Genomic DNA, 26181 nt, shown 5'->3' on the forward strand with positions numbered 1-26181 from the left:
TAGAAGATCTGATTTTATTCGTATTTTTTTTACCCAACAGTAAAAAGCCCTCCATAATAGAGGGCTTGTCTTGGCATATGTAAGCTTAAAATTTAGCCTCAAGAACCTGAGCCGATACTTGGTTTTTCCATAGGGAGCGTAAGGTTGGCAAATAGAATTTTTCACCTAACTCTACTAATTCAGCATCAATCGCCGTATGAACTTCATGCATGAACAAATAGTCTAAATCTACCGTACTGAGCTTAGGGTGTTCTTTAGAAAACTTTGCTCTTTTTTGTTGAGCAGTTTTTACTAGCTGATCTGCAAATTCACGATTTTTGAATTGTGTAATGGCATTCAGACGCAGTTCAATCACACCCCAACCTGTCAGTAGCAGTTTGAAGGTTTCAAAATCTTTTGTTGTTGATTCCCATGTCATGTCTTCTAGATTTTCATCTTTAGGTAGAACAGGAAGGAGTAATTCCATAATACTCGGGAAGATTTTTTTAAAGTTAAGAATAAATTTAACAGGATGTTCACCTGGATAATCTTGAAATTGAACATTTTTTTGAACATCTGTTAAATATATATCGAGCATTGAAAATTTCCGTAGATTGGCTGTCTTAAGTCTAAGATAAGAACTTTGATACAACAGCAATTAAAAGCAATGTGTATTTTAACAATTGTGACGAGTTAATCAATCTCATAATAATTACATGACTATGTGATGAAGTTTTTACTTATTTTTTTAATGTTTTGCAGTTATCGCATAATAAATCTTCCTCTGTTGTATATTTCGTTAATTTCTCTATTAATCTCATGATAGCTATCATTATTAGCCACCCTGAGCCCGTTAAAATTGTTAATGTAATGTTCCGAAGATTATTAAATTTATGTTTCTTTCTATTATGAACTTCATCATCAATACCTTGCTTACAATTGATACATTCTGGTTTTTTGTTCTCTTCCCACCTTTTATGCAAAATTTCGAGTTGATTGTAAATTTTAGGACTATCAATCTCTCTTAAATATTCAATTACAGGTTGGAAGAGGTTGTAATTAGCTTTAAGTATTGATTTGAAACTACTTTTTATTAAGTCTTCATCTAAGTTGTTATGTCTGATTCCAATTGCTACAAATTCCAAAAAATTTAATAAATATGTTACAGCCGATTTTTCCTCATCTTCCAATGAATTAAATTTTTCTCTAGTCAATTGCACTTTATCTTTTGACTCTACGTTTTGATCCTTCCCCAAATTCCTTCTTATTTTGGTTGCAATATCAACCTTAGCAATATACGCAGTAGAATTCCTACTATTCATCAATACTTGTACTGAATGACTTCTTATAGTGTTTATAATTTGCACCCTTGAAGTAAAAATCCAACCAAAACGGCAGCTATAGCTGCTAAAACCATAACTAATGCTGTCGTTTTAAACTGCCCATCTGTATTTTCTATATCAAAATTTATAATCTTCAAAAAACTTTTTCAAATTAATATTTCTACAAACGTGATACCTAATAAAATTAAGATGAGAAGGAGTTGATTACTACTTCTAATCCTAATAAAGAAATTATCTCTACGATAAATATAAAAATAAGCAATTACAGTGACATATGGAATTATCAGAAGATAATTATAAAAGAAATTCAATTTTATTTTACTCAAAAATAAAGCACCCTAATGGATGCTTTTTTATTACACAAATTTAAATGAGTCTCAACCTAATCCATAGCCTTCTTCAAGGATTAGACGAGCTTTATAATTATTCATAATTGTCTCCTTTGTAAAAGCCTTAAGTGACGTATGAAAGGTCGTTATATAAATAGTATTCTGAAATGAATAATTGGTGAATATATTAAAGACAGTTGCTTGTCAATATATGTTATCAACATTCAAATCAAAAATTCACCAAATCAAAATCACTTCACATTAGGTGAAACCATATTCTCAGGTACAACGACTTCATCAAACTGCTCAGCTGTGACTAAATTCAGCTCTACAGCAACTTGTTTAAGTGTTTTACCTTCCTTATATGCTGTCTTAGCAACTTTTGCCGCGTTTTCATAACCAATCACAGGATTCAATGCAGTCACTAACATCAATGAGTTATGCAAGAAATAATCAATCTTATCTTGGTTCGGCTCAATCCCCACAGCACAATGCTCATTAAAGCTATTACATGCATCACCTAGCAGCTGAATTGATTGCAGTAAATTATAAGCAATAACCGGCATAAAAACATTTAGTTCAAAATTACCTGAAGCACCAGCGATATTAATCGTCGTGTCATTACCCAAAACCTGCGCAACAACCATCGTCATAGCTTCACTTTGAGTAGGATTCACCTTACCTGGCATAATACTCGAACCTGGTTCATTTTCAGGAATACGAATCTCCCCAAAACCACAACGAGGACCACTCGCTAACCAACGAATATCATTGGCAATCTTATTTAAACTCGCAGCAAGTGTTTTCAGTGCGCCAGAAGCAAATACTGCAGCATCACGTCCTGCTAGTGCTTCAAACTTATTTGGTGCAGTCACAAAAGGTAAACCCGTAAGCTCAGCCAATTTTTTTGCTGCATTTATAGCATAATCAGGATGAGCATTTAGACCTGTCCCGACAGCTGTACCACCTAATGGCAATTCATATAACCCTTCTAAAGCTTGCTCTAGACGCTTTAATCCATGATCGAGTTGGGATACGTAACCACTGAATTCCTGGCCTAAAGTTAACGGCGTTGCATCTTGTAAATGTGTACGCCCAATCTTAACGATATTTGAAAATTCTTGAGACTTCTGATGTAAAGTTTCACGTAAAGCTTGAACTGCTGGAATCAGTAACTCATTGATCTGTAAACTAGCAGCGACATGAATCGCTGTTGGAAACGAATCATTTGTAGATTGAGCTCGATTAACATGATCATTTGGATGAACGGGTTTCTGTGCTCCAAGCGGATTACCCAGTTTTTGATTCGCAATATTTGCAATGACTTCATTACAGTTCATATTACTTTGAGTACCAGAACCTGTTTGCCATACCACTAATGGAAATTGACTGTCCCATTGCCCCGTGATTACTTCTTCTGCAGCATCCACAATATAATTCGCCAATTCAGCAGGAATCTGATTTAACTCAGCATTGGTAAGTGCAGCCGCTTTTTTGACCAGCCCCATACCACGGATCATCGCACGAGGAAGTCGCTCACCGCCAATTTTGAAATTTTGCAAACTGCGCTGGGTTTGAGCCCCCCACATCGCATCACTTGGTACTTCTACATCACCCATCGTGTCGTGTTCTATACGTGTTTGCATATCAGCCTCAAATATTTCGCTATTCATTGGAAGAATCATGTTTGATTCAGATTGATCCACCGTTGATTTGATGCTAATCAAAAAAACCATAAATGTAAATGATTATCATTTTAATTATTAAAGGTGCTTTGATAGTATCGCCATTGATCTTCAATCATTTGTTCTAGTGATCGATGTGCTTTCCATTGCAATAATTCAAATGCTTTTAAACTATTCGAACCAATTTGATCTAATTCTTGGAAAACATAATCAGTTTCCTCAGTTCGAATTTTTGTTTCAGTCACTTTTTCTACCATATTGATCAAGTTTTGAATTGAACTTGGCTGACCTGCGATATCAAATGCTTCGCACGTAGATCTTTGATTAAATAACCACTTTAAAGTTGCAATGACTGCCTCGCACACATCAATGACATGCACAAAACTTCGTTCAACCGTTTGGTCTTTTGTCTTGGCATTCTTTTGTAATTGAATGGAATCGCGCTGCATGGCTGCGACTTGTAACACCAAAGGCAAAATATTTTTAGGTAAAGGGGCAACCACTTCACCCAAAACTCCATGTTCAAAAGCACCAGCTACATTTGCTAGTCTCAGGATCGCAATACTCCATTCTTCGTCCGTTTTAGAGGTATCACGGATGATCTCTTCAATCATTTGCTGGGATTTAATATAAGGGTTTGGATTGGCAAAATTGAGAGGATGTTCTTCATTTAAATTCAAACTCGAAGTGCCATAAACCGCCATACTTGAAAGATGCAATAATGTTCGTACACCAGTTCGTTGCATTGCACGCATCAGACTCATAATGCAACTGACATTATCATTATAATATTCAAGCGGTTTTAAGCGAGACTCCTCTAAAGACTTAAATCCTGCAGTATGTATAACAGCACGGATTGAGTACTGCTCAAAAACTTTATTCAGAGCAGGCGTATTTCTAACATCTAGCTTTACAAAAGGTACATACATCCCAGAAATGTATTCAAGACGTTCAAGCGTTTGTAAATTCGCATTGGCAAGATTATCTACAATGACGACTTCTTGACCATGTGCCAATAAGCTTAAAACAACGTGTGAACCTATAAAGCCTAATCCACCTGTCACTAAAATCATTGTATACTACCTTTTTGTTTAAAAGCCTGAACAAGCTATTTTCAGTTTGATCACCCTATGCGAAGTTTTAAATGAGTACGTTATTACTAATTACCTCGGCACCTAGCTCAATCCATGCTTGGCATGCATTAGGACTCGCACAATCATTGCAAGCGAAAGGCGAAATTTTTCGAGTTTTCTTTTATCAAGACGGCGTTCAAGTTGCAAACAACTTACAGTGGTCGCCAGATGATCAAAGAAGTCTCACACAAGAGTGGCAAAAATTAAATATCAAACTTCCTGTTTGCGTAAGTGCTGCCCTAGCACGTGGAATCACTGATGCTGAAAATGCTCAACGCCATCACATTGAGTCCCATAATCTGGCCGAAGGTTTTCAGCTGGTAGGACTCGGTGAATTGGCAGATGCTGTCTCATCTTCAGCACGTCTAGTTCAATTCTAAAGTATTCATTTTTCATTGATTGTTGCAATTGAAAGGTAAATTGTGTGAAATCTGTACTGGTTATATTAACCCAATCAAATCTCAACTCGCTACAAGTTCATGAGAGCCTTTCTGCAACCATGGTTTTAGCAACTTTTGGCGCTGAAGTAAAAGTTTTATTGCAAGGCGCAGCCTTAAGTTTACTCCGTTCCGAATTAAGCTTCGAACCCATTAAACATGCGTTTAAACTGGCTTCCAACCTCGTCGATAGCTTTGAGTTTTACGATCTAAGCCCTATTTTGGTTGAATCCAATCAACAAGATAATCCCTTTGTTCAACATACTACGCATGAAATTAAATTTATTGAATTTAATAAAGAGTTAATTCAAAGCTTTGACCATGTGCTGTATTGGTAACTCATATGACCGATAAAACGCTTTATTTAATACAATCTCAATTTGCAAATACTGAACATTGTATTCAACAGGTTCAAAAATCACTGGATACTAATGATGCTTTAGTGCTTATGGGGGATGCGGTGTTGGCATTGTTTACACCATCTGTACTTACGATTCAAAACAAGGTCTACGTTTTAGATCAAGATGCTGAGTTATTACCTTCGCATCTATTGAACGGCGAGTATTTTCAAATTGAAGTGATTGATTACACCACTTTTGCAGATATCATTCTGGGCTTTACACGCTGTATTAGCCTTAAATAAAACAAATTTATTGACTTAGGTTTTACCATGACCACTGAATTATCCCTTGAACTCGATCAAGATGGTCATTTAGTTGACTATACCATTTGGAATGAAAATGTAGCGCAAGTACTCGCGAATACGCTCGAGCTTGAGCTAACAGCTTGGCATTTCGAAGTATTGCATGCGGTGCGTCAGTTCTACGCTCAATTTGGTCATTCTCCTGCAACTCGTCCCTTAATCAAATTTTTAATGAAACACGTCAGCGCTGACATTGATAATGCAGTATTGCAAGAAAAGTTTAAAACAGGCCTAGTTGCTCGCCATCTAAGTCGATTAGCCGGAATACCAAAGCCTGCCAATTGTCTGTAAACCAAAACTACTTTTTGATTTACATAGCATATCGAGTCAGTTCGTAGCTTTAAAAAATGAATTAATCAGTGAAATAGACATTAAAAAACCCGCTATGCAGCGGGTTTAGACATCACCTAGACTAATGATGGTTAAGATGTCGCGTGTCAATCAGGGAAATTGGAATACGTCAACTCAACGCAAAAAATTATAATAAAGTTCGAGTTATCAATTCAGTCCAAATTCATATCAATATCTGACAAATTTGCTAGTTTGCGCTACACCAATCATCAATTGTCATGCCCGATTGTTGAAAACTCGTAGATTGCTGATTTAAATAAAATTGCGCAATACGTTTCATTACATGTGCTTGTTCAACTTGAATAAACTCGTCTGCTAAACCAACAATGTTTAGATAGGCCTTTAACCTTCCACATAAAGCAAGTTGTTGCTCCATCGGTGTGGCTGTACTGTGTTCATCATCTAAAATTTGCTTGGTTTGTTCGATCAGCTGCATTTCATGATCCAGTTTTTGCTGATACACCATCTGTTGTGCATCAATCAAATCATTCGCTACAACCTGTCGTGATACAAAAAAACTTAAACCTACAAAAATCAACCTCACCCATAACATGCGCATTAGATTCCTAAATCAGGCTCAGCTTTCCAAACATCCTCATAATCATCTCGATCAATCATAAAACGGAAACCTGTTTCCAATGCAAGAAATGGAATGGCATCGGGTAAAATTTCTTCAAGCTCTTTCACCGTCATCGTCTCAAAAAAATCTTCGCCCTCGCCTAATTCACCACCATAAATAAACCATGCCACTTTCTCACCTGGTTCAGGCTTATTACGCAAACCGACGATTGGCTCTTGATCTAAAGTATGCTTAGCCACAGCAACAACATCATCTTCATTCACTTTGATGTAAGCAGAATCAAACTCCTCACAGACTAATTTTTGCTCTTCAATAAAATCTTGCAACATGGATGATTCCATTTTCATCATAAATTCAGACCTAATTTTAAGCATAGTGTCGTATAAGCACAATCAATCCGACGAAACAATCTGTTTTTACAATGTTTTTTTTGCTATCTTGATTTTGTTACATATTCAAGATTAAATGGGGGGAATTTCATATGAGCAGCAATTCAAATATTTCAGCAACAAATACCGCTTCTCTACATGGTGGTAAACGTGCCAATGCAGGTCGAAAATCACAGTTTTCAGAAAAAACAGTAGTAATGCGTGTTCCTGAATCAAAAGTGATTCAAATTAAAGAATGGTTAAAAATACGACCTGAAGATGATTTCAATCAACAAATTGAAATTTCACCAATCCAATTTAGAACACGTTTAAAAATCGCCTATCCTATTGAATCTGTGGCAGCAGGCTTCCCTTCCCCAGCACAAGATTATGTAGAAGGACATATTGATCTAAATGAATACTTGGTTCACAACGTAGCATCTACTTTTATACTACGCGTAAATTCTTTATCAATGAAAAATGCAGGGATTGAAGTTGGTGATCAAATCTTGATTGACCGGAGTTTGAATGCAGAACATGGTGATATCGTCTTGGCACTGATTAATAATGAATTTACAGTAAAAAGATTAATGTTAGAAAAACAAAATGATGGAACGATCCTTTTATGGTTAAAAGCCGAGAATCCAGACTACCCTGACATCTATCCTCGTAGCGAAGAACAAATCATGGTCTGGGGTGTAGTGACTTGTATTTTAAAAAAACTGAAATAAATTGATCTAAGCAGTTCACCCTACTCCTATGCAAAATATTTATCATCAAGAGATTTTTGCGCTCATTGATATTAATAACTGCTATGTCAGTTGTGAGCGTGTATTTAATCCAAGTTTAAATGGTCAACCGGTCGTTGTTTTAAGTAATAACGATGGTTGTGTCGTATCCCGTAGTGAGGAAGCGAAAGCTCTCAATATTGGCATGGCCGTGCCATGGTATGAAATTGAAAAAGATATGCTTAAAGCTGGTGTTAAAGTATTCTCAAGCAACTATGCCCTCTACGGCGATATGTCTAGTCGTTTTTTCACTATTTTAGAGCAACACTTTCATGCAGATTCAGATTTAGAGCCCTATTCAATTGATGAATGTTTTATTCGTCTAACACATTATCAAAGTCTTTTTGATTTAGAAAAATTTTGTCGAGAATTAGTCGACCGTATTCAACAATGGATCGGTTTACCTTGTTGTATCGGGATTGGTTACAGTAAAACACAAGCTAAACTCGCCAATCACTTTGCCAAAAAACGTTCTGGTTTTAACCGAGTGTGTTCTTTATTGGATTTGGATCCATGCAGTTTTGATCAATTACTTATAGAAACCTCAGTATCGGAAATTTGGGGCGTAGGTCAAAAAATTAGTAAACAACTTGAAAGTTACGGTATTTATAATTGCTATGACTTAACTTTTGCCAATGAACACTATTTGATGAAGCAGTTTTCAGTGCTCATGGGGCGTACCATTCGTGAGCTAAAAGGTCAGTCCTGTATTTCACTAGAAGATCCTGATTTACCGTCTAAACGAATCTTAGCATCACGAAGTTTTGCATCAGCATTAAAGGATAAAGCATTAATCAAGCAAGCCATGATTTTTCATTTAAGTCGGGCTCATGAGCGTTTAACCAAGCAAGAACAATTATGCGCCTGTGTCCATGTGTCTCTTTATGAAAAAATTCCAGTAAAACCATTCAAGAAATCACATTCTCATGTAATTGGTTTGGAATATCCGACGGATGATTTATTAATCCTGACCCATGCAGCACAACAGCAAATTGATGTTTTATTTAAAGAAAATATACGTTATGTAAAAGTTTCCGTCATGTTTTCTGCTTTGAGTGCTAAAAAAACACATACACATGACCTTTGGCAGCCTCATGATTTAATCCAGCAGCGAGATTCACTCATGACAACAATTGGCGCTATGAAAAACCGCTTTGGAAAGCATTGTATTCAAGTGGGCTATCATACCAATCAACAACAATGGAAAATGAAGCAATTGCACCACTCTCCACGCTATACCACCTCATGGTCAGAAATGCTGACTATTGATGACTCACATATGGCGGTTACACAAAACAAATGAATACTTTTGGTCAATTCGGTTTAAAATAGCAGACTCGAAGAATTAAAAGAAAAATGTAATTTTTTAACATTGCCAATTGACTGCAAAGTTCTCAAAATACAGCTCATTGACGACATTGTTTTTTTGCTATTTTTGAAACAAAATATAAATGAAAAGCTTAAAAACATGCCATAATATGCAAACTTTGCAGACATCTTGCAAGGTTATATTGCAACTTTCATATTGGAGCTGTCTTCATGAGTTCGACCATTTTGGTCATACATGGACCAAATTTAAATTTGCTAGGAAAGCGAGAACCTGAAGTTTACGGACATTTAACTTTAGACGATATCAATCATCAACTCATACAGCAAGCTCAAGAAAGTTCAATTCAACTTGAAACCTTCCAAAGCAATTGGGAAGGTGCCATTGTCGACCGAATTCATCAAGCCCAAATTGATGGTATAAAATTTATCATCATCAATCCTGCTGCACTGACCCACACCTCAGTAGCAGTACGTGATGCCCTATTAGGTGTTGCGATCCCATTTATTGAAGTTCACCTTTCAAATGTTCACGCACGTGAAGCATTTAGACACCACTCTTATCTCTCAGATAAAGCTGTCGGTGTCATTTGTGGACTAGGCGCACAGGGTTATTCATTTGCATTAACTCATGCCGTGCAAAAAATTCAAACTTCTACACATCTTTAACCTTAGGAATACGAATTCATGGATATTCGCAAAATTAAAAAGCTCATCGACTTAATGATTGAATCGGATCTTCAATCTATTGAAGTAAAAGAAGGTGATCAATCCATTGCTTTAGCGCGTCGTAATCCTATCGTAGCCGCTGGTGTTGCACCAATACAATCTGCTGCGCCAGAAGCTCCAGTTGTGAAACCAGCTTCTCGTGGTGCTGTTGAAACCTCACCAATGGTTGGCGTGTTCTATGCTGCACCAAGTCCAGGCGAAGCACCATTTGTAAATGTAGGACAAACTGTTTCAGCAGGCGAAACGCTTGGAATTATTGAAGCAATGAAAATCATGAACCCAATTGAGGCAACTCAAAGTGGTGTGATTGAAGAAATTTTAGTTAAAAATGGTGATGTAATCCAATTCGGTCAACCTTTATTCCGCTACCGCGCGTAATCGTTGGGGGTTGGTATGTTGCAAAAAGTTCTCATTGCCAACCGAGGTGAAATTGCACTGCGTATTACACGTGCTTGCAAAACACTCGGTATTAAAACAGTCGGTATCTACTCGGATGCCGATAAAGACCTCATGCATTTACGCTTTGTTGATGAAGCCGTTTGTATTGGTCCTGGTGCAAGTAGCGAAAGTTATCTAAATATTCCTGCAATTATTACAGCAGCGGAAGTGACTGGTGCAGATGCAATTCATCCAGGTTATGGCTTTTTATCAGAAAATGCTGAATTTGCTGAGATTGTAGAAAGTTCTGGTTTTATCTTTATTGGTCCACGTCCTGAACATATTCGCCTTATGGGGAATAAAGTGTCAGCGATTATGGCGATGCGTAAAGCTGGTGTACCAACCGTTCCAGGTTCAGCTCATGCTGTAACACCAAACAATGCCTTGGCCGAAGCAAAAGAGATTGGCTTCCCACTTATCGTTAAAGCTGCTGCTGGTGGTGGCGGTCGCGGTATGCGAATTGTTGAACGTGTTGATACACTGTTGGAGTCTGTACAAGCAGCTCAACGTGATGCTGAAATGTGGTTCGGTGATGATACGGTTTACATGGAACGTTTCCTTCAAAAGCCACGCCATGTTGAAGTACAGGTGATTGGCGATGGTAATGGTCACGCCGTACATTTATATGATCGTGACTGTTCATTACAACGTCGTCATCAAAAAGTGCTTGAGGAAGCTCCTGCTCCGAACCTTCCAGAAGAAGCTCGTGCTGAAATTTTAGCAGCTTGCGTAAAAGCATGCGAATTAATGCAGTATCGTGGCGCAGGCACGTTCGAATTCTTATTTGAAGATGGTGAGTTCTTCTTTATTGAGATGAATACACGTGTTCAAGTAGAACATCCTGTGACTGAAATGGTAACGGGTGTCGATATTATTGAACAACAGCTTCGTGTAGCCGCTGGTCTTGGTTTAAATCTAGAACAAGATCAAATCAAAGTACACGGTCATGCAATTGAATGCCGTATTAATGCAGAAGATCCAACCACCTTCCTTCCATCACCAGGTAAAATCGAGCAATTCTACACACCTGGTGGTGCAGGCATCCGTTTAGATTCTCATATCTATCCAGGTTATAGCATTCCACCTTACTATGATTCGATGATTGCTAAATTAATCGCACATGGTAAAGATCGCGAAACCGCTTTGGCTCGTATGAAACAAGCCTTAGATGAAATGATCTTAACTGGAATCAAAACCAATATTCCGCTACACAAAGATCTCATCCTTGAAGATAAGAACTTTGCAGAACAGGCTATGGATATTCACTACTTAGAGAAACATTTGTTGAAACAGGTACAAGGACATAGCGAAGCTGAGTAATTACAGCTTTACAAGATGAATAAAAAAGCCTCTTTTTCAAGAGGCTTTTTTATTATTGAAGAATAGACTGCAAAGATTTTAGCTTAAGGCAATATACGATTAAGTTTTGCAAAACATTGTCCACCCTTTTCAGATGCACAGAAATTGATTTGATTCGGATTGTCCCATTTTACAAAATATTGAGACAAATCTCCTGCCTGATCTACTTGATTACCAGAACAGTCTTTTTCGTTGTTCTCATAATTGACTTGCATGACCAAGGTAGGCAACAAGCCCGAAGAGCTGTCTTGAGATGGTTGATACTCAAATAAACCGACCGACCACTCTTTAGCACTATTCACGACCACCTCATTGTTACCACGGAAATTATAATACTCAACACATTTTTTATTATTTGGAATTTCCATTCCCCATAAACCTAAAATTTCTGGGCGCATATTGATTCGAATATTATTTTCAGGCTGTTGTAAATCAGCACCTTTAGCTTGCGCCTGGACATTTTGATCGGCAGAAGAAAAAGACGTCATTAATAAAAGTAAAGGTGCAAAAAAAACTGTTTTTTTCATACAACATCTATAGGTCAACGTTTAGAGCTAAATTAGCACATTTCAGCAAGAAAACTCATAGAATTAACGTGATAAGAACAATTTTATATAAGAAAATGAATTCCCTATTGATGAACTTTAAATCATCAGCAGTTTAATGCGATCTATTGATTTATTAGTCCAAAAATATATTCTTATCAGAATAATATTCATTCTATACCTCACAGAAAGCTTAAAAATATAAGATTTTATGCAAGGGAATATACGTTAAGTATGACCATATGGATACGAACAGAGCTGATTAAAAACAATGCACAATCTTTTTTGATTGTCATGCTCATCATTACACTTTGTGCTTTGGCTGGAATACTTGGTCGACCTCTCTCATTTCTTGCAATTTTCTGGCCTGCAAATGCCGTACTACTTGGTCTTTTTTTAAGATTTAGTTATCTCAATAATCTTGGTGGCTGGCTTGGGGCCTTTTCTGGGTATATGCTTGCAGACCTAGGTACTGGCAACACTTTACAACTTACTTGGTTGTTAACTCTTGCTAACTTGCTAAACCCATTAGTGACCTTATACCTACTGAACCGGTTAAAAATCAATTATCAAGAATTCAATAAAGGTCTTACATTTGTTTACTTATTTTTAATTAGTGCTTTTGGAGGGTGCCTAGCGAGCCCAACCTTTGCGATTTTAACCATCCCTTATGTTCCTAACAGCTTTATGGAACTCAGCCGTATTTGGGTTGATTTTGGCATGTGGTGGAGTGGTGAAATTCTTAACTTTGTCGCTTTTTTACCTATTGTTCTCGCATTACCAAACAAAACTACAGTTCAACAATATTTTGTAAATCAAAAAAATCAACGTTTAAGTTTGCCCCTTGTCTTACCCTTCATATTTGTCGTTGTATCTGTAATTCTAACTCACTTTTTTATTGGCCCTGGCGCCATCATGTTCCCGATCGGAGCACTCATCTGGGCAGCATTAACCTACAATTTATTGTTGGTTGCAATCATCAACTGCTTTGTATGTATGTTCTTATACAACAGCTTAAGTGCATATTATCTAACAGAATCTCCAGAAGCATTTATTTCGACAACACTGTCTGTTCGCATCGGTCTTTTCATGCTGGCTTTAGGCCCACTAACATTATCAATTATTAGTTTGAATCGCCAAAAGCTATATCATCAAATATTATATTTAGCGAACCATGACAGTTTAACAACGACTATGAATCGCCGATATTTTTATGAAGAAAGCGAAAAGACGATAGACTCAACTCATAGGGAGGCGAAATCCAATATTCACAGCGTGTCTATTCTACTACTCGATATTGACCACTTTAAAAAAATTAATGATCAATATGGACATGAAATAGGTGATATTGTTCTCAAAGACTTTAGCAATATCGTCAGATCTCAAATTAGATCAAATGATTTATTCGGTAGAGTTGGCGGTGAAGAATTTGCCATCTTAATTAAAGATAGTAACCTACCAGCCTGCATTAAAATCGCACAGCGTATATGCGACCGCGTGGCAGAAACACCGATTATGATCAGGCAAAATCAACATCTCAATATTAGTGTAAGCATAGGTTTAAGTTATCAACAACTTCCGTCTGGCACCCCATTCCAACAATTGATTAATCGTGCAGACGTTGCCCTTTATCAAGCGAAATCTGAAGGACGAAATAGATTATGCGTGGATCCGCAATTACTATTTACTCAAACATCATAAGTCACTATCTTGCTTCAGTTGGCTTGAGATTTGGTAAAGCGGATAAAAATATGAAACCAATCAACGTTGAAGCTCCTGCAATGATAAAAATATAGCTGCCAGAAATCAGCTCCCAATATTGTCCTGCCAATACGCTTCCAGATGCCACACCCAAGCCCCACATCGTACTATACAAAGCTTGAGCTCTACCCTGCTGCCCAGCAGAAAAGTGCTCAAAAATAATGCGCATCGCCAATAAGTGAAATAAACCGAAACTGAATGCATGCATTGTCTGGGAGAGAAATTGGAGAACAAAACTTTCAGGAAATAAACCAACAAGCAAAAACCTAAGCCCAGTCATCCATAAACAGATCGCAACCAACTGACGCCATGTAAAACGATTTAAAAAAAATGATGCATACGCAAACATCATGATTTCAGCAATAACACCTGTTGACCAAAGAAATCCTGTTGCTGTGGTACTAAATCCAGATGACTGTAAGTAATTGCTATAAAAACTATAGAATGGTGCTTGAGCAAACAACATAATGAACTCAATTAAGAAAATTGCTTTCACAACTGGTTGTTTTAAGACTGGCATAATGGATTCAAGTGTTTTTTGGGCTTTTGGTGCGCCCTTCGGTTCTTTTACTGTAAATGACCATAAGAACGCTAGAAATGAAATACTCAGTAATAAAATCGGGAGATACTGAATATCGATGATTTCAAGAATTAGACCAATAAAGAAAACACCAACAATAAACCCAATCGATCCCCATTTTCTCACTTTGCCATAAAGTTCATTTCGTTTTTCGCCTAACCAAAATAATGTAACGCCTTCAAATTGAGCAAGTATCGCATTTTGAAAAAAGCTGAAGATCAACATTAACAAGGCAATTGATTGAAAATTATTGGGTATAATAAAAATGAGGAACCATATACTCGCTTCCATCCATGTTGCGATTCGCACCAATAGCATTCTTTTACCCGTTTTATCCGCCACCCAACCCCAAATAAACGGCGCAAAAAAACGTGTCATGATTGCAATTGCACTAAGCCACCCAATCTCTAAAAAGCTAAATCCCTGATCTTGCAGATATAGACTCCAATACGGCATGAAGGTACCGACAATCGCATAGTAGAAAAAGTAGAATCCACTTAGTTTGTGTCGAATTGGAATAGGTTGCATTAGCTTACATATCCTTGTATTTTCAATAACTTAAAATATTCAAAGGTTGCATAGCATTGCATAAGTTTATCCTTGATTGCAGTTCAACTGTCTACAAATCAGTCTACAAACTTTAAAAAAATATTTTTCCTAATTTTTTGTAGACCGCAGCATAAGACACTGATATTCTTAATTTTATGATTAAATTTGATGAAAAGCACGTTGCATTAAGTGAGGTGATGGATTGATGGGGTTCTTAGGTGGTTTATGTCGCACTTCAAGTGTTACTCTACCTACTATCAATTCTCCGTTTTTTCCTCTTTATTTTCTTCCCTTGCATCCTCTTTAACCTTATTGGTTACAGTTAATTTTTTAACTTCTGTTGTCTCAACAGTTTCTGACGGTTTTTTATTATTAGGCTCTACACTTGGTGGCGTGACAGCAACTATTTTAGTGGTAGTTTCATTAGTAACGGTAAATAAATTTTCCTTATATACGTTATACATACCAGCCAAACTTATTAGTAAAATTATTAGGAATGATGAAATTGACTTGCTATAAAAATCCCATGTCCATGGCTTCCAAATACTGACTTTACCAATCGTAAAACCATCATTTTTATTCTGACTCTCTAATGCTTTTTTTAAATTACTCATTGTATTGATCCATTTAACCAACATATTCAATAATGTCAGTAAACAGATCATCAACAGTGAAATAATAAAGGTTAAATACGGCCACCTAGAATTTACTTCTAATAGTTTTACAGTGGAGCCAATTAGGTTCACTCCACCAAAGAGCGTGAAAATAATAGAAGCAAATATACCTAGAATAGAAATATAGTTTGCAATGGTTGATTTGGCTTGTGCATCTGCTTCATTTGCTAATTTCTCAGATTTCTTAGCCAATAATTCCGCTTCAGTTGAGATTTTTTCTGCTTTTCTTGATACCTCTTGCGCAGATATTGCAATGTTTCGCGCAGTTTTGGCCTCTTGTTGAGTGACTTTGTTAATGTAATTTTTTTGAGTTGCCGCTAAATATATATGTCTTCTAAACTTAGTTAAACACTTATGTTTAGGATGCTTTTTACCATCATCTAAGGGAGGATACAACTCCTGATATCGGCCTTCAAGTTCCTCCATCATTAAGTCTAACTCCTCAAGACTAATATCTTGAGAATAGTCATAAATCAACTCAGTGATGTCATCATATGGAATATCAAAGTTTGGCAAACATCTAGTTTGAATTACAACTTGATCAAAAATTTTTATTAAGCTTCTTATAGCTTCATCATGAGCAGGGCTAGATATTAAACGAGATACGAAAATATCGAGTATATCGGTTTGTGTATCCAAAACTAACCCTGCCTAAAATTATTAAGAGTTTTTTGAAAAAAAGTCTATGATTTCTTGATCTGTATAAACCAAGCCTCTTTCTCCAGCAAGGATCCGAGGCTCCAAAAGCTTCCAAGGATCTTCTTCATGCGTTCTTTCAACCAAATCAAAAGGCTTTTCATTTATTAAAGCTTTAATCGTTGAATGAATTTCATCTTTAACTTCAGACTTTAATGAAAGGCTATTTGGGTCAAATTTAACTTCCTTTAAAGAAAAACCACCATTTTCTTCATCAGAAAATTCAAATGTTGAAATCGTAGAGTCTATATGCTCCGTTCCAAACATTTTAAAACTATGATAAACGTGGCTAACAACTGGTCCAAATTTCCATTTCTCAATCGGTTGTTCAAACAATTTCTCGTTACGATTAACCAAACAGTTTACATAGACATAATATAGAATTTTTTGTAATTTAATAGGCGTCAAAATACCTTTCATATCTGGATTATTATTTACAACGTATACAATATAGTTTGCAATATCGATTGCAGTAGTTCTTTTATTCATTATTCACCTCCAAAATTAACACTTAAATCAACAAGACCCAGATCGAAAAATCTAAGGATTAACATTGTCGGAATTCAGTGAAGGTGCGCATAATATTTCCAAAATCAATATTTTATAGTCAAAAAAAGACAGATTAGAACTTGTTGTTCGTCATACTGCCTGTCGCTCTATTTAATAACATATACCGCAAATATGCAATACTGTGGAACATAATTGTTTCACAAGTGCACATTGTTTCAGCCCCTCAAGACCGCTTGGACTGTTTTTAATAGACTTTCTATACATAAGTGGTGATACTAACTATACTTTTCGTTAACTATATAATTTTCAAAAAAATATGAAATTTTTATTACTTATCGTTTTGGCTTTTATATCCATCCATTCCTACGCTAAAAAATGCGCAGATTTCAGCACACAGAAAGAAGCTCAGGCTTGGTATGAGCAGCGCAAAAAGTCAGGGCAAACAGGTTGGAAGAGTTTGGATCGTGATAAAGATGGTTCTGCCTGTGATTGCTTGCCAGGTGGAAATGGGAAAAAATGCCCAAAGAAAAGATAATATAAACCTAAGAAAACGCTTGATTCATCTACAATTTAATATGGTGAGTCAGTTAAGGAAATAGAGTTATGGGAAAATGCACCCTGGCGCTAAGTGTGATTGGTGGGGTGCTAAGGTTGTGGATGGGTGAGATTGCTGATATAAAACCTACTCAATTTAAACCATAAAAAGAGAGAATCATGTCATTAGATAATTTATCAAAATCGGAGCTTTCTGAGGTTACCTTATCCGCTTTAGTAAACTCATTAAAAATGCATGGGCACGACTTGGATCAAATTCTAAAAGAGTATGAGTCAGAAATTTTAGACAACAAACTTTCAGGATCTGCACCTCAATTTAAGAGTGCAAGTATTGAGCATTTAAAAACTTACATTGATGATGCAAAAAAGAACCCGATTTTATAATTAATGAAAGCCCTCATTTAGAGGGCTATCTCTTTACTGATTAGCGATAATAACTTTTGAAATTTCTCTTGCAATCAACCATGCTCGATCTTGAATAAGTTTGGCTTCAGCATCATTAGAGATAAAACCAACTTCAAGGATTAAACCTCCATTTTGAACAAAGGCTAATTTACCTCGAGCTGATTTAGATTGATCAATCCAACCATTATCTCCACGAAGTCGTGAACCAGTGATTTTCTGGACGGCTTTAGAGATCTCTTGAGCCAACTTTCTATCTTTAGGTAATGAGATGGTTTCAATACCCACAGCAGATTTGTTTGCTGCTGCATTCATGTGAATCTCTAAAGAAATTTTAGAACCTTTGATTAATTTGAGGGCTGAAGACAACGGATCGTTCTGAGTGCCAATACCATCAGTTTTAACTTGCAAGCCCGCGTGCTTTAAGTAATAAGCCAAAGCATTTCGAATGGTTACAACAAAATCTGCTTCTTTAAGACTGCCATTTACCGCACCAGGATCAGAATTTGAATGCCCTGCTGTTACAGTTACAAACTGATTTACGCCATGCAGTTCAGGTTGAGCTTTTAAGCGCGCAAGCACCATTGCTACACCCACAAAACACCCGACAAATTCTTTCCATTGTTCTGGAATGTAGGTTTTTAGCTCTGGTGGAATAACATTCCACACCTGCACAAACTGATCGCAGAATAAAATCAAGGCATAAAAAAAGGCGCCAAATGCGCCCACTTGTACTGACTTGAGTTTCCAAGCCTGTTTCCAATTATCAATTAATTTCATTTTTACCTCTGTGCTTTTCTTCAGCACGTTTGTTTTCAAGTCGTTTGTAATGCCAATTCACTAGAAATGTGAGAAATGCCAATAGCAGACTCAGCCAAGGAATCCAGTTGATAGTTGCCACCCATGAAAAAAGGGTGCCTATTCCTAGACACCCATATGTAAATTTTGTAGCTGTGGACGCGGCAACCGCCGCATCTACGGCTAATTGCGCCTTTTCAGACATCTCGCCCCCTAAATTTTGGTAATAAAAAAGCACCCGAAGGTGCTTTATGGTTGAAAACTTTAACTATCAGCAGTTGCCTGTGTGATTCGTGTTGAATAGTTCCACGAAGTCGGCTTCCACACGTCCCGCGCAGCAACACGCACATAATATGTAGTCGTTGATTGCAAACCAGTAATCGTGCAAGCATTTTCAGTCCCTGTCCAACGTGCTGCCGTTGTATCAGGATCAAAGTTCGCATTAGTGCTGATCCACACCTGATAATCTTTCAAATCAGGCACTTCACTTGGAATCCAAGTCACTGTGATCGAATCTGCAGTTGCCGATGTGTACACGTTCAACAATTGTGGTGGCACTGGATTACTGATATTCAGCTCTGCAAAAGTGCTGACAATCGAACCGTTTTTACTTGCGACACGTACTGTATAAGCACGTTGAATACCATCGATTTTCGCTTCATCCATACTGTATGAATAATCGGTATTCGTCGTTTCAATTGTTCTTAGCAATACGCCATTTGACCAAATTTGCACAACGTAACCAGATGCGCCTGCGGCTGATTGCCATTGCACTTTGAAGCTAGTACCAACGAATGCTGACTGCAGTGACAAGCCTTTCACACCTGCAGGACGACCACCATTGATGGTGTAACTGTATGCCGTCACTTCATCCAACGTTTCTTCTTTTTGCTCAAGACCATTGAAGCTTGTGAACTTCAAATAAATCTGTTTGCCCACCATATTTGAGTTGAAGTCATATTCAAAAATGGCTCGGTCAATACGAACAAATGATTCACCTGCATTATGTGAGCTTGCATCATCAAAACGGCCACGAAGCAAGCTACTTAATGTATAACGCCCTGATCCATCCAAGGTTGCATCGATATAGTTGATATATTCATCACCGACTTTACACAAGGTTGCATCAACTTCAGCATCTTCAAGCGTACCACCAAAGATTTGAGATGATGTATTCAACTGTACTTGCATCGATGTGTCATCCGCATCAATGGCTGAAACTAAGGTACCGTAACGAGCAGAGCCATAGATAGTGCCGATCATTTCATAAGTCGTATTGTCTATACTTGCCCAGACGTTACAGCCACCCCAATTGATGCCACCTGATGCAGCTACCCAGATCTGATTTTTGCCACCGGTTAATTCTAAAGGAGGCTCAAAAATTGCCGGTGCATTGACGTTACCTGGTTCCTCATTGCCACCTTGGTACCCATTCGATGATTGCAGGTCATACTCAACTGCTGAACGAGATCCGACAGCAAGTTCTTCAGCGGTAATCGAAAGCACACCTTCTTCATCTTCTTCAACTCGTGTTATTCGAACAGGAAACTGATTCAATCCCAAGGATTCATCCGTAATCGTCACAATATCCATCGGCTCAAGTCGGCAGTACTTCCAGCCCAATTCAAACTCATATTCATTTCGAACATAGAGTTTTCGCTGTAATAGCAATTGCACCGCATGACGAGCAATTTTTGGCTCACAGAAAAAGTCAAACTTAACTGGATCTTGTGTACGGAGCCCAAACATTTCAATATTTGCTTGGTCCTTTGCTTCAACGGTTTCCGTGTTGTACTGGTTGAAGCGATTCACGTACTCAATTTGGCAATGATTATATGCATCAGTATCACGGCTTCGACGCACACGTACTGGCTGATCTTCACCTAAAAAATCGTCATCTGTTAAGTGATATACCGGTTCAAGATTTGGCGTAAATGTCACGCCATTTCCTGTCACTGCACTGTCACCGTATGAACGGATTTTCAAACCGTCTGGACTTGGTACCACAGCACAATTCACCGCTTCCACAATTTCATTGATGATTTCAAATGCTTCACGCTGTTCAGTCAAAGCAGGACTGATCAACAAATTGGTGGCTGCACAATACGTCCGAAATTCAGATAAATCTGCCATATTCAAACTTGGTGCTGCACCGTACCGTGGATTGGTGATGAAGTCTTCTATCACGTCAGCGGGATTCGCATCATGAATCGTTTCTGAAAATGTAATGTCGCTGATCACTTCAAAATTGTGATTCGATAATGCTGCACTACCGCCCAGATCATAATTGGCACATGCCACATATCCAAGGAATGGATAATGCACCGCTTCATCGGGATGCTTGGATGCTAAATATCCCCAAACAGGATTGTGATCACCATCAAAGAGTTCAAAACCAATCTGATCTATTGGCTTGAGTTGCACACTGCCTTCAGTCTTTGTGACAATCTGCTCTTTATCACGCCAGATGATGCCAATGTCTTTGATTTTGTTTTCACACAGACCCAACATCAAAGATGCTGAATATGTATATGTTGTGTTTTTGGTCTTGGTTTTACCGCCTTTACCGCCTGATTTGGTAGTCGTTGTATGGGCAATAGATTTAAAATCACCGTACCAAAACATATTGGCTGCAACACGATTTTTGCCATAGACCAATGGCTGAGTCAGACCATACGCAGATTGCTGAATGCGCATCGAGTTGATGCGCTTATCAGACGTACTGATCGTCGTACTTCCAAATACTCCACCCATATTATTCTTTTAGCCTCTTCATACGAAAAAAGCCCGCAATTCTGCGAGCTAGGCTTCCTTTTGTGCCATCTTGGAGTATTACTCCTTGATGAATATAGGAGTGAATAATCGTTGGCCATTCGACGACAATTGCACCATGACTGATGCACTTGCCAAAGTGATACAAAACAATGTCACCAGGCTGTGGCTCATCGACTTCATAGCACACTGATAAAACATGCTCTAAATATCGTTGTCCAAGCTGGTGCATGTGCCAATCTGGTGGGTATGGCCGTGGATCTAAGTGATCCATTAAGCCCACTTTTTCATAGACCTCACAGATTAGCGTTCCACAATCTACGCCCACGCCTTTAACTCTCCCTTGGTGATGGTACGGTGTGCCGAGCCATGTTAGGGCTTCGGCAACGGCTTCGAGGTTTTTCATATTTCGTCCAAGAAAAACCCTGACCTTTAATTAGATCAGAGTTTGTTCAAGCTTGTTGTGTTAATTAGACAATAAACTCCGCATTCGTAATTTCGGTGTTTTCAAATGTCGCTGTATTTTCATAAAGTACGCCTGTTTGTTTATGCTGACGTATTTTATTGAACGAACTGTCTTTGATTGGCCCACTCAATTTAAGCGGTGTTTGTGATTGATTCGACTCAATACCATTAACAGTAATATTGAAGAGATCGCCCATAGATGCAGGAGTACCATATCCAGAACTGACCAATACAATCCCGTTTGCAAAACTACCTCCATTATCTGAAACATTATCAACGCTAATATTCCCAACTTTTGACCCACCTGACGCAAGTAGGCGAACCCCGTGATGCTGTCCTTTACCGCTGATATTAGAGATTTGAATGTCCGTAATGTCGTCGCCGAACCCTCGGTCTGCGTATCCGCCAACTTGACCTGGATATATATAATTGCCATCGGGGTAAACGCGCCCAAACTTTCTAACAGCAGACAATGCAACCATGTCATCAGAAGTCGAGCCAGAGATGTTGTAAATCTTACCTTTTTTACAACCCTGCCTAACGTCTACGCCATCACCATTTTTAACAGTTGTATCGAACTTAATGTTAAATACTTCGAAGTTTTCGCAACCATGTTCCTGAGAAATAGCCCAACAAGTAGTCTTACTCATTGCAAAATCATGAAGCTTATAGTCTTTAACATTTGCAAAAAGAATCGGGATTGTACGCCATCCATAGAAGTCACCTACCCAGGGAATGGCAGCACCCCCGTCAATCGGGTGAGGCGCTGTATATGGTATATCAGGCCCACTTACCACGCTTGCCTCTATAGACTTACCAAAAATCCTAATATTTCTATTTTCATTTAGTTCAAGTGCTACGCCAAAAGGATCTGGGTTAACTACAATACCTTCATTTCTAAAGATGTTATCAAACACGCCATTCGCCAGTTTTACCGTGGCTTTATTTAGGTAGATCCAGCAGTTATCGGGTAAAATTACCGCAGAGTTGCGAACCCAAACACCATACTCCATATCTAAAATACCCCAGCCGCGTTTCTTGATAAAATTGATTGCATTCTCAATTTGATCGTGCTGAGTCGCCCCACTAAAATCGGAAATCTTCAAAACATTACCGCTCAACATTGCCTTGAGTAGCTCGGTTTCTGAACCAGATTCAATGCTGGCCAGCTTTTCATCAAAATCTTTGACGGCATCTCCTAAATATTTAACCCTTACTTGAAGAGATTTAAACTTAAGTTTTGCTGTGATCTGCATATCTGCATTTTCAATCACACCAGCACCGTTGTTAATGGTTCTATATGCCCAGATAGCTGTCTCCGGAACTATGAATGTTCCATCACTGTTATAATTTGCAGGAGCTGTTTTACTTCCATCCTCATGAATAAACACCCACACCCACCCAGGTCGATTGATTGAGCCCTCGACTGTTATGCTTTCAAAATTACTTACATCAATTTTTGTATAAGCACGTCCAGTACCGGCTGCGATTGGTGAATTTTCTGCTAAATTATTATTTGCTGCTGCGCCATTTGTAACATTGTACGGTACAGCCACAATATCAGCACTTTCATCAAAGATTTTTTCATGAAGGGTTTGAAATGACCTCTCAAAATAGGCAACAAGTGTTTCATTGGTATATCCAGTCAATTCAAGGTCAGCATTTTCAGTATAATTTTCTGTCTTAAATGTGCGATACGCCCATTTTGTGCCTTCAGGAATCTCTAAGAGTTCGTCATAACGAACGGCAGTAACAGTTTTTACGCCAGACTCACTAACTAAAACCCACACCCAAGCCGTTGTTGATGTCACACTACCCGTCGCTTTTAACGCCTTAAGAGCAGAAACGTCGATTTTTATATATGCCCGACTTGCATTTGCTGGACTAAATATGTTTGTAGAACTTGAGTCTGTATCTACAGCATAGCCCGCAATTGGAGAATATTGTACAACTGAACCTTGCCATTCTCCTTCCAATAAATTTGAAATATCAGATTTAAGTTGATTAATTGTGGGGATTACTGGCTGAATCTTTAGTTTTCCAGTAATAACAATATTATTCTCTGTATTGGTATTCGTTTTCATTGCACGATAAGCAAAAACTGCTCCATCTGGCACTGGTGTTTCCATATCCCCATAAATTGTTGATACAACCTTTGCACCACCCAATTTTTCAAATACCCAGACCCATAAAGCTAAGCCCTTTGATCCAACTGCTTTAATATGTGAATACATTGAAACATCGATCTTAACGTATTGTCGACCAGCACCTGTGGCAAGTATTGCACTCTGTGAAGGGTCGGTGTTTGGAACGGCTCCATCGGTTATGGTGTATGAAATTGATTTAATAAGGCTTTCACCTAATACATAGTCACTAACCGTCTCCTGTACTTTGTTGTCTGTGTACCCTGCTGCATGTAACACAGAATCATGAGGACTTTTGGTCAAGCTGGTTGAGTTATATGCTTCCTTGTACCAGATGCCGCCATTTGCAACTTCTCCAATATCAACCTTATCTCGTACTGTATCCGTTGATATTTTTGGCATAATGTTGGAAATATCCGCATTTGCTTCAGCAAGTGTTGGGTAGAATTTTGAAGCACCATTAGCGAAATTTGCTAGGGAAATATTTAATGTTGAGTTTAGATTATTTATTTCAGCCTTTGTCGCAACCTCCAACCCTAAATAATTTAAAAGTTTCTCTTGCGCTACCTTAAAGCCTGCTTGAGTAACATTTGACCCAATAAATTCAAGAATATTTGGTAAAGGCATTTTCCTACCCCATAAAAAAACCCAGCTCAATGCTGGGTAAGGATTAATATTTGGTTAAACTGCGGTTTCAGGTACAGGTATAAATGGCGCACCACGGAAACGACTAAAGTTATTAAAACGGTTTTGACAAGTTTCTAAACGTTTATCACATCCTGGATAAACCTTGATTCTTAGCCCTGCCTGCGGTGCTTCCAACAATGGTAAAGTCAATAACAAAGCACCCGATTCATGCATGCGAATCGTACGTTTTAGACCTGCATTGCCACCGTCCAAGAACTCAATTACGCCTTGAGTAAACCAACCTTGAGGCTGATTCACCTGGCATAAAATTCGTGCTGAAGTACTGCCTGACTCAATTGTTGTTTCAACCATGAAGTTTTCGCGCAATAGACCGCATGCCGTGTCAAATAGCGTATTGGTACAACTTGGCTGATACAGATTTCTCGGCATTTGCACATTCAATTCATCCAGATCTGATGCAACACTGGCTTGAATTGAATTACGATCTAAGTCAGGCTCAATGATTCGACCTTCGAACAACTTAATGGTGCCGGCACTGGTGTCCGTTGGCATACTCATATCCATAAATATGCGCTCCAACTTAAATCGAGCACCATCTAATTGACCATTATGAAACGCTTGAACAACATTAATGCCATTCCATTCATTATCATCAATACAATTAATGCTGATCGATAAATTATCAACCTCAATGCCGAGTGAAAGACTAATACCTTCACGGCTGATGATCGGACCTTTCGAACTATATGCTTGACCTGCAACAGTCAAATCAAAGTCATAATTCGTATATCTGAATACATCACCCTGCACAGTTGTAATAGTATAGAGATCTGCCATTACAAACTGATCAGCATCAAGCAACGCAATTAATTTTGAAGAAGCAGCTCTCATACTTTATTTCCTAAAGATCCCACCAGATCAACTCTTTTTGTGTTCCAAAGTTTATGCATAAAATTCGTAAACTGTTGCTCATCATCAGCAAATCGACACCGATAATAAAAAATGCCATCAACTTGCAACGTATCACCTTCAGCAAGGGGTATCGGTAAATTCAACAAACCGTTCTTTGTAATTTCATACTGTGTTACCCACATTTTTGCCTCAAGATCAGTCCACATTGGTTGATCAAGATCATCACTCCACATAAGAGGGTCTTCAGATACAAACTCAGCCGTATGACTTACCGGTATTTCTAGGCTGGCCATTTTCTTATGCAATTGAAAAGAAGTGGTTTCACCATCACCAGTAAAAGTGCATTTAAACTCACAATCCTCTGGCATTTTGAACAGAAAGGAATCGAATGCACCACGGCGTTCTAAAAAGAAGCTTTCCAGTTGCTGTAGTTCATTCTTTCCTTTTGATTCACGCAGAAAAGCAAATGACATTGAGATTTCATATTTGGGAATGGCTTGATAACTTGCGCGAAGTTCCCGACCATTCACAGATGTCATAATTTTGGTATTAAAAATGGGAGTTTTTGACAACTCCCATTCAAGACCTGGTAATTCAGGAAATAATACATCAGACACAAAAA

At 38.1% G+C, this 26181-nt stretch carries 29 protein-coding genes; 12 read left to right on the forward strand and 17 right to left on the reverse strand.

The features are described from left to right. Positions 1 to 85: 85 nt before the first annotated feature. From AC1M85_RS07175 to AC1M85_RS07190, 4 genes are all read right to left on the reverse strand, one after another. Positions 86 to 577 (reverse strand): hypothetical protein, encoded by a 492-nt coding sequence (locus tag AC1M85_RS07175; RefSeq protein WP_488213829.1) that lies wholly within the window; start codon positions 575 to 577, stop codon positions 86 to 88. Between the two features lie 142 nt (positions 578 to 719). Beyond that, positions 720 to 1301 (reverse strand): DUF4760 domain-containing protein, encoded by a 582-nt coding sequence (locus AC1M85_RS07180; protein WP_488213830.1) that lies wholly within the window; start codon positions 1299 to 1301, stop codon positions 720 to 722. A 601-nt stretch (positions 1302 to 1902) separates the two neighbouring features. Continuing rightward, positions 1903 to 3297 (reverse strand): class II fumarate hydratase, encoded by a 1395-nt coding sequence (gene fumC / locus AC1M85_RS07185; RefSeq protein ID WP_481591124.1) that lies wholly within the window; start codon positions 3295 to 3297, stop codon positions 1903 to 1905. A 110-nt stretch (positions 3298 to 3407) separates the two neighbouring features. Further along, positions 3408 to 4409, reverse strand: coding sequence for an NAD-dependent epimerase/dehydratase family protein (locus AC1M85_RS07190; protein WP_488213831.1), 1002 nt, complete (start codon positions 4407 to 4409; stop codon positions 3408 to 3410). A gap of 71 nt (positions 4410 to 4480) precedes the next feature. Between AC1M85_RS07190 and tusD the strand changes: the two genes are divergently transcribed. The 4 genes from tusD to AC1M85_RS07210 are packed head-to-tail and all read left to right on the forward strand — an operon-like array spanning position 4481 to position 5900. Beyond that, positions 4481 to 4849, forward strand: a complete 369-nt coding sequence (gene tusD / locus AC1M85_RS07195) for a sulfurtransferase complex subunit TusD (protein WP_035267807.1) — start codon at positions 4481 to 4483, stop codon at positions 4847 to 4849. 44 nt (positions 4850 to 4893) lie between these two features. Next, positions 4894 to 5244: a hypothetical protein gene (locus tag AC1M85_RS07200; protein ID WP_035267809.1), complete on the forward strand. Its 351-nt coding sequence runs from the start codon at positions 4894 to 4896 to the stop codon at positions 5242 to 5244. A 5-nt stretch (positions 5245 to 5249) separates the two neighbouring features. After that, positions 5250 to 5549: a DsrH/TusB family sulfur metabolism protein gene (locus tag AC1M85_RS07205; RefSeq protein ID WP_488213832.1), complete on the forward strand. Its 300-nt coding sequence runs from the start codon at positions 5250 to 5252 to the stop codon at positions 5547 to 5549. A 27-nt stretch (positions 5550 to 5576) separates the two neighbouring features. After that, entirely contained in the window at positions 5577 to 5900 is a 324-nt protein-coding gene (locus tag AC1M85_RS07210) for a TusE/DsrC/DsvC family sulfur relay protein (RefSeq protein WP_035267814.1), read from the forward strand. Positions 5901 to 6147: 247 nt separating this feature from the next. On the opposite strand, the gene AC1M85_RS07215 is transcribed toward AC1M85_RS07210, so the two are convergent. Then, positions 6148 to 6519 carry a hypothetical protein gene (locus AC1M85_RS07215; protein WP_488213833.1) on the reverse strand — a complete coding sequence of 124 codons (372 nt, stop codon included), beginning with the start codon at positions 6517 to 6519 and terminating at the stop codon, positions 6148 to 6150. Next, positions 6519 to 6869 carry an immunity protein Imm33 domain-containing protein gene (locus AC1M85_RS07220; RefSeq protein WP_035267817.1) on the reverse strand — a complete coding sequence of 117 codons (351 nt, stop codon included), beginning with the start codon at positions 6867 to 6869 and terminating at the stop codon, positions 6519 to 6521. Before AC1M85_RS07220 ends, AC1M85_RS07215 begins: the two co-directional genes overlap by 1 nt. Before the next feature lie 152 nt (positions 6870 to 7021). Between AC1M85_RS07220 and AC1M85_RS07225 the strand changes: the two genes are divergently transcribed. From AC1M85_RS07225 to accC, 5 genes are all read left to right on the forward strand, one after another. After that, positions 7022 to 7639 (forward strand): LexA family protein, encoded by a 618-nt coding sequence (locus tag AC1M85_RS07225; RefSeq protein ID WP_257219868.1) that lies wholly within the window; start codon positions 7022 to 7024, stop codon positions 7637 to 7639. 28 nt (positions 7640 to 7667) lie between these two features. After that, a complete protein-coding gene (locus AC1M85_RS07230; protein WP_488213834.1) occupies positions 7668 to 8999 on the forward strand; it encodes a Y-family DNA polymerase in 1332 nt (443 codons plus the stop codon). A gap of 236 nt (positions 9000 to 9235) precedes the next feature. Further along, a complete protein-coding gene (aroQ, locus tag AC1M85_RS07235) occupies positions 9236 to 9691 on the forward strand; it encodes a type II 3-dehydroquinate dehydratase (RefSeq protein ID WP_035267826.1) in 456 nt (151 codons plus the stop codon). An 18-nt stretch (positions 9692 to 9709) separates the two neighbouring features. Further along, a complete protein-coding gene (gene accB, locus AC1M85_RS07240; protein WP_035267829.1) occupies positions 9710 to 10129 on the forward strand; it encodes an acetyl-CoA carboxylase biotin carboxyl carrier protein in 420 nt (139 codons plus the stop codon). Between the two features lie 15 nt (positions 10130 to 10144). Then, a complete protein-coding gene (gene accC / locus AC1M85_RS07245; protein WP_035267832.1) occupies positions 10145 to 11509 on the forward strand; it encodes an acetyl-CoA carboxylase biotin carboxylase subunit in 1365 nt (454 codons plus the stop codon). A gap of 83 nt (positions 11510 to 11592) precedes the next feature. Here the strand turns inward: accC and AC1M85_RS07250 are convergent, their stop codons facing one another. Then, positions 11593 to 12075 carry a hypothetical protein gene (locus AC1M85_RS07250; RefSeq protein ID WP_035270703.1) on the reverse strand — a complete coding sequence of 161 codons (483 nt, stop codon included), beginning with the start codon at positions 12073 to 12075 and terminating at the stop codon, positions 11593 to 11595. Positions 12076 to 12327: 252 nt separating this feature from the next. Here AC1M85_RS07250 and AC1M85_RS07255 point away from each other — a divergent pair, with 252 nt between their 5' ends. Continuing rightward, entirely contained in the window at positions 12328 to 13794 is a 1467-nt protein-coding gene (locus tag AC1M85_RS07255) for a GGDEF domain-containing protein (RefSeq protein ID WP_481595289.1), read from the forward strand. A 4-nt stretch (positions 13795 to 13798) separates the two neighbouring features. Here the strand turns inward: AC1M85_RS07255 and AC1M85_RS07260 are convergent, their stop codons facing one another. The 3 genes from AC1M85_RS07260 to AC1M85_RS07270 form a co-directional block, all read right to left on the reverse strand. Then, a complete protein-coding gene (locus AC1M85_RS07260) occupies positions 13799 to 14962 on the reverse strand; it encodes an MFS transporter (RefSeq protein WP_488213835.1) in 1164 nt (387 codons plus the stop codon). Positions 14963 to 15240: 278 nt separating this feature from the next. Beyond that, entirely contained in the window at positions 15241 to 16296 is a 1056-nt protein-coding gene (locus AC1M85_RS07265) for a hypothetical protein (protein WP_488213836.1), read from the reverse strand. A gap of 21 nt (positions 16297 to 16317) precedes the next feature. Continuing rightward, positions 16318 to 16842 (reverse strand): Panacea domain-containing protein, encoded by a 525-nt coding sequence (locus AC1M85_RS07270; RefSeq protein ID WP_488213837.1) that lies wholly within the window; start codon positions 16840 to 16842, stop codon positions 16318 to 16320. 337 nt (positions 16843 to 17179) lie between these two features. Between AC1M85_RS07270 and AC1M85_RS07275 the strand changes: the two genes are divergently transcribed. Further along, entirely contained in the window at positions 17180 to 17398 is a 219-nt protein-coding gene (locus tag AC1M85_RS07275) for an excalibur calcium-binding domain-containing protein (protein ID WP_286384893.1), read from the forward strand. Between the two features lie 179 nt (positions 17399 to 17577). Beyond that, on the forward strand, positions 17578 to 17802 hold the full coding sequence (locus AC1M85_RS07280; RefSeq protein WP_488212786.1) for a hypothetical protein: 225 nt from the start codon (positions 17578 to 17580) through the stop codon (positions 17800 to 17802). A gap of 33 nt (positions 17803 to 17835) precedes the next feature. On the opposite strand, the gene AC1M85_RS07285 is transcribed toward AC1M85_RS07280, so the two are convergent. The 7 genes from AC1M85_RS07285 to AC1M85_RS07315 form a co-directional block, all read right to left on the reverse strand. After that, positions 17836 to 18600, reverse strand: coding sequence for an N-acetylmuramoyl-L-alanine amidase (locus tag AC1M85_RS07285; RefSeq protein WP_488212787.1), 765 nt, complete (start codon positions 18598 to 18600; stop codon positions 17836 to 17838). Then, positions 18587 to 18823, reverse strand: coding sequence for a holin (locus tag AC1M85_RS07290; RefSeq protein WP_481595292.1), 237 nt, complete (start codon positions 18821 to 18823; stop codon positions 18587 to 18589). The genes AC1M85_RS07285 and AC1M85_RS07290 overlap by 14 nt, the downstream gene beginning before the upstream one ends. A gap of 59 nt (positions 18824 to 18882) precedes the next feature. Further along, the gene (locus AC1M85_RS07295) at positions 18883 to 21372 is read right to left on the reverse strand and encodes a phage tail protein (protein ID WP_488212788.1); all 2490 of its coding nucleotides are present in this window, start codon (positions 21370 to 21372) and stop codon (positions 18883 to 18885) included. Position 21373: 1 nt separating this feature from the next. Continuing rightward, positions 21374 to 21796 carry an NlpC/P60 family protein gene (locus tag AC1M85_RS07300; RefSeq protein ID WP_488212789.1) on the reverse strand — a complete coding sequence of 141 codons (423 nt, stop codon included), beginning with the start codon at positions 21794 to 21796 and terminating at the stop codon, positions 21374 to 21376. Between the two features lie 64 nt (positions 21797 to 21860). Next, complete coding sequence (locus AC1M85_RS07305; protein ID WP_488212790.1) at positions 21861 to 24626, reverse strand: hypothetical protein; 2766 nt, start codon at positions 24624 to 24626, stop codon at positions 21861 to 21863. A 54-nt stretch (positions 24627 to 24680) separates the two neighbouring features. Next, positions 24681 to 25538 carry a DUF2163 domain-containing protein gene (locus AC1M85_RS07310; protein WP_488212791.1) on the reverse strand — a complete coding sequence of 286 codons (858 nt, stop codon included), beginning with the start codon at positions 25536 to 25538 and terminating at the stop codon, positions 24681 to 24683. Next, a complete protein-coding gene (locus AC1M85_RS07315) occupies positions 25535 to 26176 on the reverse strand; it encodes a DUF2460 domain-containing protein (RefSeq protein WP_488212792.1) in 642 nt (213 codons plus the stop codon). The genes AC1M85_RS07310 and AC1M85_RS07315 overlap by 4 nt, the downstream gene beginning before the upstream one ends. Between the last annotated feature and the right edge of the window lie 5 nt (positions 26177 to 26181).

The organism is Acinetobacter sp. 24-47-64 (genome assembly GCF_057737055.1).